The organism is Sphingopyxis terrae subsp. terrae NBRC 15098, assembly GCF_001610975.1.
Lineage (GTDB): Bacteria > Pseudomonadota > Alphaproteobacteria > Sphingomonadales > Sphingomonadaceae > Sphingopyxis > Sphingopyxis terrae_A.
In genome coordinates this window covers 3,289,982-3,302,904 of record NZ_CP013342.1, presented here as the reverse complement: position 1 = coordinate 3,302,904, position 12,923 = coordinate 3,289,982, and the positions used below count along the sequence as shown (strand labels likewise).

The following is a 12,923-nucleotide window of genomic DNA, read 5'->3' as shown; positions in this document are numbered from 1 at the left end:
GAAGAACGTGGATTTCGCAGCCGCCATGCCGCTCGCCGGAACGCTGGGCGTGACGATACAGGAAGGGATGAAAGAGCGCGTTACCGGGCGGTTGCCCGTGCGGCCCGACATCTGCACCGCGGGCAATATCGTCCACGGCGGCGCCATCATGGCGTTTGCCGACTGTCTGGGCGCGGTCGGCGCCTTCCTGACCTTGCCCGACGGCGCAAGCGGCACGACGACGATCGAAAGCAAGACCAATTTCCTTGGCGCCGGCCCGGTCGGGTCGGTGCTCGTCGGCGAAGCGACGCCGGTCAAGATCGGGAAGCGCCTGTCGGTCTGGCAGACGCGTATCCGCACCGAAGGGGGCGAAGAGGTCGCGCTCGTCACCCAGACGCAGATGGTGCTTTGGCCGGCCTGACCGCCGATGCCATCGTCTGCGCGGTTCGGGCGCATGGCGAACATGGCGCGATCCTGCGCGCCCTCACCGAACGCGCCGGCCTTGTCGCCGGCTATGTGCGCGGGGGGCGATCGCGGCGCCTGCGCCCGATACTTATGCCGGGAAACCTCGTCGCGCTCGACCTGCGGGCGCGGACCGAGGATCAGCTTGGCGGCGCAACGGTTGAAATGATCGCCAGCCGCGCGCCACTGCTCGCCGAACCGCTGGCGGCCGCCGCGATCGACTGGGCGACCAGCCTGACCGCGGCGGCGCTTCCCGAAAGCCAGCCCTACCCGTCGCTCTACGCCGCGCTGTCGGCGCTTCTGGAGGCGATTGCGGTGGCGCCGGCGGCGCGGCTATGGGCAGCGGCGCTCGCGCGCTATGAGTTGCTGTTGCTTGCCGAGCTCGGTTTCGGGCTCAGCCTCGACGAATGCGTGGCGACCGGCACCGCCGACGATCTGGCCTTTGTCAGCCCCAAGTCAGGCGGGGCGGTCGGCCGCGCCGCCGCGGCTGGATATGAAGCGCGGCTGATGCCACTGCCGCCTTTTTTGCGCGGCCGCGATGCCGATCCGTCGATTGCCGACGTCATCGCCGGACTTGCCATCACCGGCCATTTCCTCGACCGCGACATTCTCGATGGCCGAAACCGCGACTTGCTGGCGGTGAGGGAAAGATTGCTCGGCAGGCTGGGCAGGGCGGTTGCGTGAGGGGCCGCCGCTGTCTAAGCGGCTCGCGAAGATAGGAAAGGGCGACGCACGTGCAAATCCTGCTGCTGGCTGGCGACGGTATCGGACCGGAGATCATGGTCGAGGCCGAAAAGACTCTCGCCGCGCTGGCGTTGCCCATCACGATCGACCGCGCGCTTGTCGGCGGTGCGGCCTATGCCGCCAGCGGCCACCCGCTGCCGCCCGAGACGCTCGCAAAGGCCAAGGCGGCCGATGCGATCCTGTTCGGTGCGGTCGGCGATCCGCGCTTCGATGCTGTCGAGCGTCATTTGCGGCCCGAGCAGGCTATTCTCGGCCTCCGGTCGGAACTCGGCCTGTTCGCCAATCTTCGTCCGGCCAAGCTGTTCGCGGGACTGGAAGACAGCTCTGCGCTACGGCCCGAAGTCGCCTCGGCGATTGACCTGCTGATCGTGCGCGAACTCAACGGCGACGTCTATTTCGGCGAAAAGGGCATGCGCACGACCGCGACCGGGGAGCGCGAAGGCTATGACATCATGGCATATAGCGAGAGCGAAGTGCGGCGTATCGCGCATGTCGCGTTCCGCGCCGCGCAAGGGCGCCGGAAGCGGCTGTGCTCGGTCGACAAGGCGAACGTCCTTGAAACCTCGCAGCTCTGGCGGGACGTCGTGATCGAGGTTGCGGCCGACTATCCCGACGTCGAGCTCAGTCATATGTATGTCGACAATGCCGCGATGCAGTTGGTGCGCAATCCGGGGCAGTTCGACGTGGTCGTCACGGGCAATCTGTTCGGCGACATTTTGTCCGATCAGGCATCGATGTGCGTCGGCTCGATCGGTCTTCTCGCATCGGCCTCGCTGAGCGAAGGCCGCCAGGGACTGTACGAGCCCATTCACGGCAGCGCCCCCGATATTGCGGGTAAAGGGATAGCCAACCCGCTCGCGATGATCCTGTCGCTTGCGATGCTGCTTCGCCATTCGGGCGGCGACGAGGCGAGCGCGGCGCGCATCGAGAGTGCGGTAGCGAAAATCCTTGCCGACGGATGCCGCGGCGCCGATTTGGGCGGATCGATGGGCACCGCAGCGCTTGGCGATGCGGTTGTCGCGGCTTTGAACGGATAGAGCGAGATGAAAAAGACGACGGGATTCGATCGCAGCAAGACGAGGAACTGGCGTCCGGCCACGCAGGCGGTGCGCGGCGGGACGTGGCGCAGCGAACATGGCGAAACGTCCGAGGCCCTGTTCCTGACCTCCGGCTATACCTATGACAGCGCCGAGGAAGTCGCGGCCCGCTTTGCCGGCGAGGCGCAGGGCATGACCTATTCGCGCCTGCAAAATCCCACTGCTGCGATGCTCGAAGAACGCATCGCGTTGATGGAAGGTGCCGAGGCGTGCCGGACGCAAGCCACCGGCATGGCGGCGATGACGACGGCGCTCCTGTGTCAATTGTCCGCTGGCGACCATGTTGTTGCTGCGAAAGCGGCCTTCGGGTCGTGCCGCTGGCTCGTCGATACGTTGCTGCCGCGCTTCGCGATCGAGACGAGCGTCGTCGATGGCCGTGACCTTGACGCGTGGAAGGCAGCGATCAAGCCGAACACCAAGCTTTTCTTTTTCGAAACCCCCGCCAATCCGACGATGGATATCGTCGACCTGCAGGCGGTGTGCGATCTCGCCAAGGCGCATGGCATCACGACCGTCGTCGACAATGCCTTCGCGACCGCCGCGCTTCAGCGCCCGCTGGAATTCGGCGCCGACGTCGTAGCCTATTCAGCGACCAAGCTGATGGAGGGGCAGGGCCGCGTCCTCGCCGGAGCGGTGTGCGGAACGGAAAAATTCATCAACGAGGTGCTGCTGCCGTTCCAGCGCAATACCGGCCCGAACCTGTCGCCGTTCAACGCATGGGTTGTTCTGAAGGGGCTGGAAACGCTCGACCTGCGTGCCCGCCGCCAGTCGGAGAATGCGCTGGCGGTCGGCAAGGCGATCGAGGGGCGCGTGCGGCGCATTCTGCATCCCGGCCTGGCCAGCCACCCCCAGCATAATCTGGCGATGCGCCAGATGGATGGCTGCGGGCCGATCTTCTCCTTCTTCCTCGAGGATCGGGCGCAAGCGATGGCGTTTCTGAACGCGCTCGAACTCGTCGATATTTCGAACAATATCGGCGATGCGCGCAGCCTGTGCTGCCATCCTGCGTCGACCACCCATTATGGCGTCAGCGCCGAGGCGCGCGCCGACATGGGCATCGAGGAGGGGATGCTGCGCATCAATATCGGGCTGGAGGATCCGCGCGATCTGATCGCCGATCTGGACCAGGCATTGACCAAGGTCGGGCTTTGAGCGACGCTGGCGGCGCGATGATCGACTCCCTCTTCCCCTTTGCCGCGACAACCGGGCCGATCACGGTGCGCGTGTCGGTCAGCTACCTGCCCGAACAGTCGCATCCGGCGCTGGGGCGCTGGTTCTGGGCCTATCATGTCCGCATCGAAAATCACGGTGAGGCCGCGGTGCAGCTGTTGACGCGGCATTGGCGGATCACCGACGGCCGCGAGCAGGTGAGCGAGGTTGAGGGCGAAGGCGTTGTCGGCGAACAGCCGCTCATCGCGCCCGGCGGGTCGTTCGACTATGTTTCGGGATGCCCGCTGCCGACGCCCGAAGGCGGGATGGTCGGCACCTATGTGATGGAAATGACCGACGGGTCGCAGATGCTGGCGGCAATTCCGGCCTTTCCGCTCGTGGCCCCCGCGACCGCGTCATGAAGCGCACCCATCTGCCTCTCAACGCGCTGCGCGTCTTCGACGCCGCTGCCCGCCATCTCAGCTTTACCCGTGCCGCCGACGAGCTGGCGGTGACCCCGGCGGCGGTCGGTCAACAGATCCGCGCGCTGGAGGACATGCTGGGCGTCGTCCTGTTCCGCCGCACCCCTAAGGGTCTTGAACTGACGGGGGAAGCACATGCCGGGCTCGACGCGCTGCGGCAGGGCTTTTTGCAGTTCGAGGAATCGGTCCGCGCAATGCAGGCGGGGCAGTCGTCGCAATCGCTGACCATCGCCGCGCCGCGCGACCTGACCGCCAAATGGCTGGCGCCGCGTCTCGCGCGGTACAGCCAGCAGGCGCCCGACGTGCGGTTCACGCTTGTGTCAGCCGATAGCGGCATTGATTTTACCGAGGCCAATCTCGATCTCGCGATTTTCTGGACCGATGGGGCCGGCGACCATGAAGGCGTCGCGCTGTCGGCGGCATCGATGGTCACCGTTGCGGGGCCTGGCGGCGGCAACGACACGCGGATCGCGTGGCCGGGATGCCCCGTCGCCGAGGGTGAGCCCGCGTTGCGGCTGGGCGATGCCGGGCTTGCGATCGACGCCGCAGCCAACGGTCTGGGGCAAGCCTGCGTCCCGGCCATGCTCGCCGAGGCCGATATTGCCGCCGGGCGGGTGCGCCAAGTGGGTGAGGCGATGGATACGAAACGCGGCTATTGGCTCGTCGCGCCGACCCCGCAATGGCGGCAGGCGAAGGTCAAGGCGCTGGTGGCGGCGCTGACGGCGTAACGCCCTCCTTGGCTGCGAGCGCGAGCAGCCGGGTGACGAGACCGGCGAACTTGTTGCCGTCGAGGTCCAAGGCCGCATTGTTCCAGCTTGCCGTGACGACGAACCATTTGCCGTCGGCCTTGCGCTGGCCGAGCAGGCTCATCGACACCACGCCAAGCTCCGACCCGCCCTTGTAGCCAAGGTAGGACCAGTCCGCCGCCGCTGCGGGGCCGACGCCATTGTTGATCGCCAGCGCCGCCATCGTCGGCGCCGAACCGCGCGCCCGCAGATCGGCAAAGGCCCGCGCCACATCCATCGGCGAGGCGAACCATTCGAGGCTGTCGATAAAGCGCGGTTTTCCTTCGAAGCTGACGCCGTCAACATTGGCGAGGGTGAAGCGATCGGCATTGTCATCGACGATCTTGCGTTGCTCCGCTTCGCTGCCGGAGAGAAAGGCTGAACGGAGATCAGCGAAATTGTTGCCCTTGAGCGCGAAGGCCTCGACCGTCGTCAGAAAGGGCGTGTTGCGTGCGGGGGCGCTATTGCCCGCGGCGCGCATCCGTTCTTCGATCGCCTTGCGGCCGAGCAGATGAATCAGCGTGTCGGCGGCGCCATTGTCGCTGACCGAGATCATCCAGTTCGCCAGCGTTTGCAGCGTAACCGGCGTGTCGAGCGGCCAGTTGGCGGTCGCCGCCGACGAGAAACTGGGATAGGCAAGCGGGACGACATCGTCCCAATGCCGCTTACCCGCCGCCACCTGCGCAGCGAGCTCGTCGAGCACATAGAGTTTGAATATCGATCCGACAGCAAACTGCCGATCGGTGCCCGAACCCGCAATCTGACGAATGTTGTCGCCGTCAACTTCGGCGACAAGAAACCCGGTATCGCCCGGTAAAGCAGCGATTTCCGCTGCAACTGCGGCGATGCTATCGTTGGCAGCCACAAATCCGGTTACTCGAAGTCCCAGCACCAGCCCTTCGGGGGCCGGGCCGACGTCCAGGCGGATCGTCGCGGTCCCGCGTTCGAAGCGGAGCAGTATCGTGCCCGATTGACCGTCGTCTGATGTCGCTCGCTTGACCGCGACCGGCTTGCCATATTGGCCGACCAGATTTTCGCTGATCTCCCGAAATCGCGCTTCTGGGATCGCCGCGCGAAAGGAAGGCGCAAAATATTCGGCATAGGGCACCCGCCCTTCGAACAGGGCGACGAGCTGACCGGCGCGGCGGTCGAAGGCGCTCTGTTCGGCGCGTGCGGCTGTGCCCGGCTGAGCATGGACGGTGCCGACAGGCAGCGCGACCAAGGGGACGGCGAGCAGGGCAGCTGCAGCAAGGCGGTGCAGGCGGTTCATATCATTCTCCTTGTTCGGGAACAGGGGCGGGCGGATCGCGATCGATCCGCGCAATCTGACGTCGCAGCAGCGCGGCGCCGCGCCGGTTGAGGAGCCAGATGGCCCCGAAAAGCAGCAACGGCCCGCCGATCAGCACCGTGCTACCAACCATGCCATAACGGTCATCCAGCGCCTGTGCGGTCATGAACAGCAGCATACCGGGCAGCAAAGGTGCAAGATACCAGCGCCCGACGCGCGACAGCATATGCTCTTCACGAACGAGGCGCGCGCGGTAATAGGACCGGATGTCCGCGGCTTCTGCCGCCGGATCGGGACGCGAGGTTCGGCGGGTTAGCTGCCAGCTGACGAACAGTGTCCCGGCAATCACGAGCAGACTGCCCAGCTTGAACAGCAGGCCGGGAAGGAGCACGGCATAGACGGCAAAACCCGCAATCACGATGGCGGCGGCCATATATTCGCGGCGATTTCGCCGGGCGACGATGTCGCCGAGCCGCGACGCGCGGCGCCTGACTTCCTCGACCGGCATCGGGTCGAACGCGGCCGTATCGCTTTGCCACAGGGTGTGAAGGGTCATGTCGTCGGAAAAATCGGTCATGTTGCATCTCCCAGGCCGACGAAACGGCGCGTGAGCATGGATTTGAAGCGATGGACCTTGGTTGCGACGGCCTCGGACGACACGCCCGTGACGTCGGCGATTTCGGCCGCTGGCATCCCTTCGAGATAAAGGAGCAATATCTGCCGGTCGGGCGGTCCGAGCCGGTCGATGATAGCCAGCATCAAGGCGAGCGCCTGATGGGTCTCGGCGCGCTCGGCGGGCGAGGGGGCTTCATCGGCAAGCGCCAGATCCTCGATATCGACCCACGGCCGCCGACGCTTGCGGGCTTGGGCGGCGACGTGCGAGGCGGCGCGATTATGCACCACGCGCCAGACCCAAGTGCTCATCGCGCAGCGGGCATCGAAGCGGGCGAAGCTCTGCCAAAGCGCGACCTGCAACTCCTGGAGAAGGTCGCGTTGCAGTTCGGGATCGGCTTCATAGCCGCGCGCCATGCGGGCGATAGCGCCGCCGAAGCGGTCGATCGCCTCTTCGAACAGCCTGTCTTGCGCCTTTCCGGTCACCCCGATCTCCCAAAAGCCCGTGCCAATATCCGGTTAGTCGCCGGCGGCGCGTGTTTCTGACAGGGGAGGCGAAAAATTCGCTTCAGGCGTCGATCGCCGCCTCGTCCAGTGTCGCGGCATTGGCCTGAATGAACTGGAATCGATGCTCGGGATGCTTGCCCATCAGCCGGTCGACCAGATCCTTGACGATCTGCCGCTCCTCATACTCCTGCGGCAGCGTGACCTTGAGCAACGACCGCGTCGCCGGGTCCATCGTCGTTTCCTTGAGCTGGTTGGGATTCATCTCGCCCAGCCCCTTGAAGCGTCCGACCTCCACGCGTTTGCCCTTGAACAGGGTCGCTTCGAGTTCGGCACGGTGGGCGTCGTCGCGCGCATAGGCCGACGTTGCTCCCGCGGTGATGCGGTAAAGCGGGGGCTGCGCCAGATAGACATGGCCGGTGCGGACGATGTCGGGCATTTCCTGGAAGAAAAAGGTCATCAGCAGCGTCGCGATATGCGCGCCGTCGACGTCGGCATCGGTCATGATGATGATCTTGTCGTAGCGCAGGCGGTCGGCATCGCAATCCTTGCGCATCCCGCAGCCGAGCGCGAGCGCAAGATCGGCGATTTCCTGATTGGCGCGGATCTTGTCCGCGCTGGCGCTGGCGACATTCAATATCTTGCCGCGAATGGGCAGGATCGCCTGCGTCTTGCGATCACGCGCCTGTTTGGCACTACCGCCGGCGCTGTCGCCCTCAACGATAAATAATTCCGTGCCTTCCGGGCCGTTGTTCGAACAATCTGTCAGCTTGCCGGGCAGGCGCAGCTTGCGCGCGCTGGTCGCGGTCTTGCGCTTGACCTCGCGTTCCGCCTTGCGCTTGAGCCGCTCGTCCATCCGTTCGAGGATCAGCCCGAGGAGCGCGCGGCCCCGATCCATATTGTCCGAGAGGAAATGGTCGAAATGGTCGCGCACGGCATATTCGGTGAGGCGCGCGGCCTCCGGGCTCGACAGCCGATCCTTGGTCTGGCTCTGGAACTGGGGGTCGCGAATGAAGACCGACAGCATCATCTCGCCGCCGTTGAAGACATCTTCGGCGGTGATCTGTGCCGCCTTTTTCTGCCCGATCAACTCGCCAAAGGCGCGCAGCCCCTTGGTCAGTGCAGCGCGCAGCCCGGCTTCGTGCGTGCCGCCTGCGGGGGTGGGAATGGTGTTGCAATACCAGCTATAGCTGCCATCCGACCACAGCGGCCAGGCGATCGCCCATTCGGCGCGTCCCTGTTCATCGGGGAACTCCTGCCGCCCGACGAAAGGTTCGGCGGTGGCGCATTCGCGTGTGCCGATCTGTTCCTTCAGATGGTCGGCGAGTCCGCCCGGAAACTGGAACACCGCCTCTGCGGGCGTGTCGTCGCCGATCAGTTCGGGCGCGCATTTCCAGCGGATTTCGACCCCCGCGAAAAGATAGGCCTTCGATCGCGCCATGCGATAGAGCCGCTGCGGCTTGAACCGGCCATGTTCGCCGAAGATCGCGGGATCGGGCACGAAGGTCACGCTGGTACCGCGGCGGTTCGGCGTGGGCCCCAGTTCCTCGATCGGGCCCAAGGGCAGGCCTTGCGAAAAAGACTGACGATACAATTGTTTGGAGCGTGCAACTTCGATGATGGTTTCGATCGAAAGCGCGTTGACGACGCTGACCCCAACCCCGTGCAGGCCGCCCGACGTCGCATAGGCCTTGCCCTCGAACTTCCCGCCCGAATGGAGCATGGTCAATATGACTTCCAGCGCCGATTTCCCCGGAAACTTCGGATGCGGATCGACCGGCATACCGCGGCCGTTGTCGACTACGGTCAACCGGTTGCCGACGTCGAGCGTGATCTCGATCCGCGTCGCATGGCCCGCGACGGCTTCGTCCATACTGTTGTCGATAACTTCGGCGGCAAGGTGATGCAGCGCACGCTCGTCGGTGCCGCCAATGTACATGCCGGGACGGCGACGGACGGGTTCGAGCCCTTCCAGCACCTCGATCTGGGAGGCGTTGTAGCTTTCGGTAGCGGGGGCGGAGCTGTCGAACAAATCGTGACTCATGGCCTTGCTATAGGGGGCTGGGAAGGGCGCTGGCAAGCGCGGTTTTCGGGCGATCCAGGGCGCGGCGCGGACCGATTTCCTGCCGCTCGGCTCATCCCGTTTTCAGCACAGGCAGGAACTTCGCCGAAAGCCGGCGGGTTGATCGGGTGACTGCAAAGTCACTCAAAAAGTGGAGAAAATATATGAAACTCGCCTCTCTCCTCGTCGCTTCGGCGGCGACGATGCTGGCTGTCCCGGCCATGGCTCAGGACAGCGGATCCACCGTGCGCGACAGGTCGCAGGATTTCAACGGCCCCTATGTCTCGGTCGGCGGCGGCGCGACGCTGCAGGGCAGCGATCGCGGTGAAACGCTCGTCTTCGATACCGATCGCGACGGCACCTACGGCGATCAGGTCACGACTTCGACCGGCGCCGACGCTTTCTCCCCCGGTTTCTGCAATGGCGCCGCGACAGGCACCGCGAACGTCGGCTGCCGCAACGACAAGGACGGCCCCGAATTCTTCGGTCGGCTCGGGCTCGACAAGCGTATGGGCAATTTCGTCGTCGGCGCATTGATCGAGGGTGGTCACAGCGTCGCCCGCGATAGCGTCACCGGCTTTTCGACCACCCCCGCGAGCTATACGATGAGCCGCGAAGCCGATTGGCAGGCCAGCGCCCGCCTGCGCGCGGGTTATACGCCCGGCGGCGGCGCGCTCTTCTATGTCACTGGCGGTCCGGCCTATGCGCGGCTCGACAACCGCTTTACGACGACCAACACCGCCAACAGCTTTGCCGACAATGGCAAGACCAACGCCTGGGGCTATGCCGCCGGCGGCGGCGCCGAGGTGATGGTCACGAACAACATCGCGGTCGGGCTCGAATATCTCTACACCGACGTGAAGGACGATGATTATGTGGTGAACGTCGGCGCGGGCAGCGCGCCCGCAACCAACCCGTTCCTCCTCAACGGCGGTGGCACCAATATCCAGCGCAGCGATCCGCATTTCCGGACGCACAGCGTTCGCGGAACGTTGAGCTTCCGTTTTTAACAGGCTGGAAATGAAGGAAAGGCGCCGGAGCGATCCGGCGCCTTTTCGTAGGTCAGTCTATCGGTCGAGCGGGGCGTCGAAGATTGCGAAATTACCGTTGGCACTCGCGACGAGCCGGTCGTCCTGATAGAGACGCGCATCGATATTGGCGATGCGTTTGCCCTGATGCAGCACGCTCGCATCGCAGATCAGCCGGCCTTCGCGCACGCCGACATGATAGTTGAACTTGATTTCCAGCGTCGCGCACCATTTGCTGTCGGGCATCTGGCTCGTCAGCGCCCCGCCCATTGCCGTATCGGCGAGCGAATAGGCGACGCCGCCATGCGCAACGCCCTGCGGATTGAAGTGCCGCGCGCGGTCGATGTCGATCGCCATCCGGCATCGACCATCGCCGCGTTCGACCATTTCGAACCCCATGAAGCGCGCGAATTCGAAATCCTGTCCGAACGGCCTCACCGGACGCGCGGCCCCCCGAAGGGCGGCGGCGGCGGCGGGCGGCGCGTCCCGCGCGGCAGTTGTGCCTGATAGGCGCGTCCGCAATGTTCGACGCAATAGGGGAAGCCGGGGTTCACCGCCTCACCGCAGAAATGGAAATCGGGCTCGCCCGGATGGCCCATCGGCCAGCGGCAGATACGATCGTTGAGATCGAGCAGGCTGGTCTTGTCGGCGATCTCGGGGCTCGGCTTTGCGGGCACAAGGCGGCGCGGCGGCGCCGGCGGAATCGGAGCCTGCTGGTCGCCGGGTCCCTGACGAATGAAGCCTCCCGGGCCGATCGAGACGATGCGCGGCGCATCAGGCTTGGATGGCGCGTCGGTTTCCGGGGCCGAGGCATCGGAGGCAACCGGCTTCGGTTCGGCCTTGGGCGGTGCAGCTGCCGGACGCGGAGCCGCCGGTGCGGCAGCACGGGGTGCAGCAGGCGCGGCCGCCGGCTTGGGTGCAGCGGGCGCCGCCGCCTTGGGCGCGGGCGCCTTTACCGGCTTGTCGGTGGCCTTGACCGGCGACGGGCGCGATTTCAGCCCCAGACGGTGCGCCTTGCCGATGACGGCATTGCGGCTGACCCCGCCGAGCTCGTCGGCGATCTGGCTGGCGGTCAGGCCCTTTTCCCACATGTTGCGCAACTGTTCGATGCGCTCATCAGTCCATGACATCTTTATTCCTCATCATTCCACGCCGCGGGCGGATCGCATTCCCGAAAGGACGCGCGCAGTCACAGCCCAGCTTGCGGTAAGATCGGGGAGGCGATAGGCGAGAACGCCATGAACGACCAGCCCCAAATTTCGCGCCCGGAGTCGGGCACAGGCTCAGGCGATTTCCGTGCCGCGCCGCATTTCGCGGAACCCGGTGTCCCGCATATCCGGACGCTCAATGTTCCGGGGATGCAGGCGCTATATGTCAAGGAGGTGCGGCGCTTTTTCAAGGTCCAGCTCCAAACTATCTGGGCTCCGGCGGTCACGACACTCCTTTTCCTCGTCATTTTCACCGTCGCGCTGGGCGGTGCGGGTCGCCGCGTCATCGGCGTTCCCTTTGCCGACTTCATTGCCCCCGGCCTGATCATGATGGCGATGCTGCAGAACAGCTTCGCCAACTCGAGCTTCTCGCTCCTCGTCGGCAAGATTCAGGGCACAATCGTCGATTATCTGATGCCGCCACTCGCCGTGGGCGAGCTGATTATCGCGCTTGTCGGCGCCGCGGTGACGCGCGCGATCCTTGTCGGTATCGCGCTCTGGGCCGCCATGCTGTTCTGGCCCGGCGTCCACGTCGCCCCGCAGCATCCATGGGCGGTCGCGCTGTTCGGCGTCCTCGGGGCGATGATGCTGGGCTTCCTCGGGCTGCTGACCTCGGTGTGGGCCGAAAAATTCGATCATGCCGCCGCGGTCACCAACTTCGTCGTCACGCCCCTCGCGCTGCTGTCCGGGACGTTCTACTCGGTCGACAAGCTCGCCCCCTGGTTCCAGTCGGTCGCGCACGGCAACCCCGTCTATTATGCGATCATGGGGTTCCGGTACGGCTTCATCGGCACGGTCGATTCGACGATTGCCAATCCGGTCGCGACCGCAGCGCTGTTCCTTATCGGCGTAAATGCGCTGCTGGGCGTCATCACCTATCGTCTTCTGGCGTCAGGCTGGAAGCTCAAGGCCTGAAGAGTCCGCACCGACCCGCGAGGGCCGGTCAGGTCAGTGGCGGTGGATCGAGCGGACGCGGTAGCGACCGCGATCGAGCCCGTCGAACATCGCCTCGACCTGCGGGTGATCGACCGGCCCTTCGTCGCCGTCGGCCACCAGATTCTGCTGGCTGACATAGGCGATATAGGCGCTGTCCTCGCTTTCGGCGAGTAGGTGGTAATAGGGCTGTTCCTTGGCCGGGCGGATCGCCTCGGGGATCGCCTGATACCATTCCTCACTGTTCGCGAAGACCGGATCGACGTCGAACACGACGCCGCGAAAATCGAACATCCGGTGCCGCACGATATCGCCCGGCGCAAAGCGCGCGCGTTCGATCAGCGGCGCGGATATAGCGGCGGCGGGCGTATCGGGCAGGGAAGTATTCTTGATCGTCATGTCGTTAACTTATGACGATCCGCGGGGGATTCAAGTCCATTCCCCAGTCCCGCGACGGCCCGCGCCACGGGTCGAAACATGGGGAAAAATGGAGGAGAGTGAGGGATTCGAACCCTCGGTACCGTTGCCGGCACTTCGCATTTCGAGTGCGACGCTTTCGACCACTCAGCCAACTCTCCTCGCTGAGGCGG

15 protein-coding genes and 1 tRNA gene are annotated in these 12,923 nt (G+C 65.1%); 8 read left to right on the top strand and 8 right to left on the bottom strand.

Annotation, left to right across the window (positions count from 1 at the left end; all coding sequences use genetic code 11):
* The first annotated feature begins 7 nt into the window (after positions 1 to 7).
* The 6 genes from AOA14_RS15710 to AOA14_RS15685 all read left to right on the top strand — a co-directional run bounded on the left by AOA14_RS15710 (position 8) and on the right by AOA14_RS15685 (position 4,641).
* Positions 8 to 400: a PaaI family thioesterase gene (locus AOA14_RS15710; protein ID WP_082819955.1), complete on the top strand. Its 393-nt coding sequence runs from the start codon at positions 8 to 10 to the stop codon at positions 398 to 400.
* Positions 388 to 1,125 (top strand): DNA repair protein RecO, encoded by a 738-nt coding sequence (recO, locus tag AOA14_RS15705; RefSeq protein ID WP_058811392.1) that lies wholly within the window; start codon positions 388 to 390, stop codon positions 1,123 to 1,125. The genes AOA14_RS15710 and recO overlap by 13 nt, the downstream gene beginning before the upstream one ends.
* 95 nt (positions 1,126 to 1,220) lie before the next feature.
* Positions 1,221 to 2,222, top strand: a complete 1,002-nt coding sequence (leuB, locus tag AOA14_RS15700) for a 3-isopropylmalate dehydrogenase (protein WP_238929784.1) — start codon at positions 1,221 to 1,223, stop codon at positions 2,220 to 2,222.
* A 6-nt stretch (positions 2,223 to 2,228) separates the two neighbouring features.
* On the top strand, positions 2,229 to 3,434 hold the full coding sequence (locus AOA14_RS15695) for a trans-sulfuration enzyme family protein (RefSeq protein WP_062902470.1): 1,206 nt from the start codon (positions 2,229 to 2,231) through the stop codon (positions 3,432 to 3,434).
* Positions 3,435 to 3,451: 17 nt separating this feature from the next.
* Positions 3,452 to 3,853, top strand: coding sequence for a Co2+/Mg2+ efflux facilitator ApaG/CorD (apaG, locus tag AOA14_RS15690; protein WP_040590068.1), 402 nt, complete (start codon positions 3,452 to 3,454; stop codon positions 3,851 to 3,853).
* Positions 3,850 to 4,641, top strand: coding sequence for a LysR family transcriptional regulator (locus AOA14_RS15685; RefSeq protein ID WP_062902469.1), 792 nt, complete (start codon positions 3,850 to 3,852; stop codon positions 4,639 to 4,641). The genes apaG and AOA14_RS15685 overlap by 4 nt, the downstream gene beginning before the upstream one ends.
* On the opposite strand, the gene AOA14_RS15680 is transcribed toward AOA14_RS15685, so the two are convergent.
* The 4 genes from AOA14_RS15680 to parE all read right to left on the bottom strand — a co-directional run bounded on the left by AOA14_RS15680 (position 4,610) and on the right by parE (position 9,146).
* Positions 4,610 to 5,968 carry a serine hydrolase gene (locus tag AOA14_RS15680; RefSeq protein WP_062902468.1) on the bottom strand — a complete coding sequence of 453 codons (1,359 nt, stop codon included), beginning with the start codon at positions 5,966 to 5,968 and terminating at the stop codon, positions 4,610 to 4,612. The two genes, AOA14_RS15685 and AOA14_RS15680, sit on opposite strands and share 32 nt — an antisense overlap.
* Before the next feature lies 1 nt (position 5,969).
* On the bottom strand, positions 5,970 to 6,563 hold the full coding sequence (locus AOA14_RS15675) for a hypothetical protein (RefSeq protein ID WP_062902467.1): 594 nt from the start codon (positions 6,561 to 6,563) through the stop codon (positions 5,970 to 5,972).
* Positions 6,560 to 7,084: an RNA polymerase sigma factor gene (locus AOA14_RS15670; protein ID WP_003044063.1), complete on the bottom strand. Its 525-nt coding sequence runs from the start codon at positions 7,082 to 7,084 to the stop codon at positions 6,560 to 6,562. The genes AOA14_RS15675 and AOA14_RS15670 overlap by 4 nt, the downstream gene beginning before the upstream one ends.
* 82 nt (positions 7,085 to 7,166) lie before the next feature.
* Positions 7,167 to 9,146, bottom strand: a complete 1,980-nt coding sequence (gene parE / locus AOA14_RS15665) for a DNA topoisomerase IV subunit B (RefSeq protein WP_062902466.1) — start codon at positions 9,144 to 9,146, stop codon at positions 7,167 to 7,169.
* Positions 9,147 to 9,328: 182 nt separating this feature from the next.
* Between parE and AOA14_RS15660 the strand changes: the two genes are divergently transcribed.
* Entirely contained in the window at positions 9,329 to 10,174 is an 846-nt protein-coding gene (locus AOA14_RS15660; RefSeq protein WP_062902465.1) for an outer membrane protein, read from the top strand.
* Between the two features lie 57 nt (positions 10,175 to 10,231).
* On the opposite strand, the gene AOA14_RS15655 is transcribed toward AOA14_RS15660, so the two are convergent.
* Both AOA14_RS15655 and AOA14_RS15650 read right to left on the bottom strand, forming a co-directional pair.
* Positions 10,232 to 10,630, bottom strand: a complete 399-nt coding sequence (locus AOA14_RS15655; RefSeq protein ID WP_062902464.1) for a PaaI family thioesterase — start codon at positions 10,628 to 10,630, stop codon at positions 10,232 to 10,234.
* On the bottom strand, positions 10,627 to 11,322 hold the full coding sequence (locus AOA14_RS15650) for a GcrA family cell cycle regulator (RefSeq protein ID WP_062902463.1): 696 nt from the start codon (positions 11,320 to 11,322) through the stop codon (positions 10,627 to 10,629). The genes AOA14_RS15655 and AOA14_RS15650 overlap by 4 nt, the downstream gene beginning before the upstream one ends.
* A gap of 108 nt (positions 11,323 to 11,430) precedes the next feature.
* Between AOA14_RS15650 and AOA14_RS15645 the strand changes: the two genes are divergently transcribed.
* Positions 11,431 to 12,315, top strand: coding sequence for an ABC transporter permease (locus AOA14_RS15645; RefSeq protein ID WP_003044048.1), 885 nt, complete (start codon positions 11,431 to 11,433; stop codon positions 12,313 to 12,315).
* Between the two features lie 33 nt (positions 12,316 to 12,348).
* Here the strand turns inward: AOA14_RS15645 and hspQ are convergent, their stop codons facing one another.
* Both hspQ and AOA14_RS15635 read right to left on the bottom strand, forming a co-directional pair.
* On the bottom strand, positions 12,349 to 12,732 hold the full coding sequence (gene hspQ, locus AOA14_RS15640; protein WP_062902462.1) for a heat shock protein HspQ: 384 nt from the start codon (positions 12,730 to 12,732) through the stop codon (positions 12,349 to 12,351).
* Between the two features lie 89 nt (positions 12,733 to 12,821).
* Positions 12,822 to 12,911, bottom strand: a tRNA-Ser gene (locus tag AOA14_RS15635).
* Between the last annotated feature and the right edge of the window lie 12 nt (positions 12,912 to 12,923).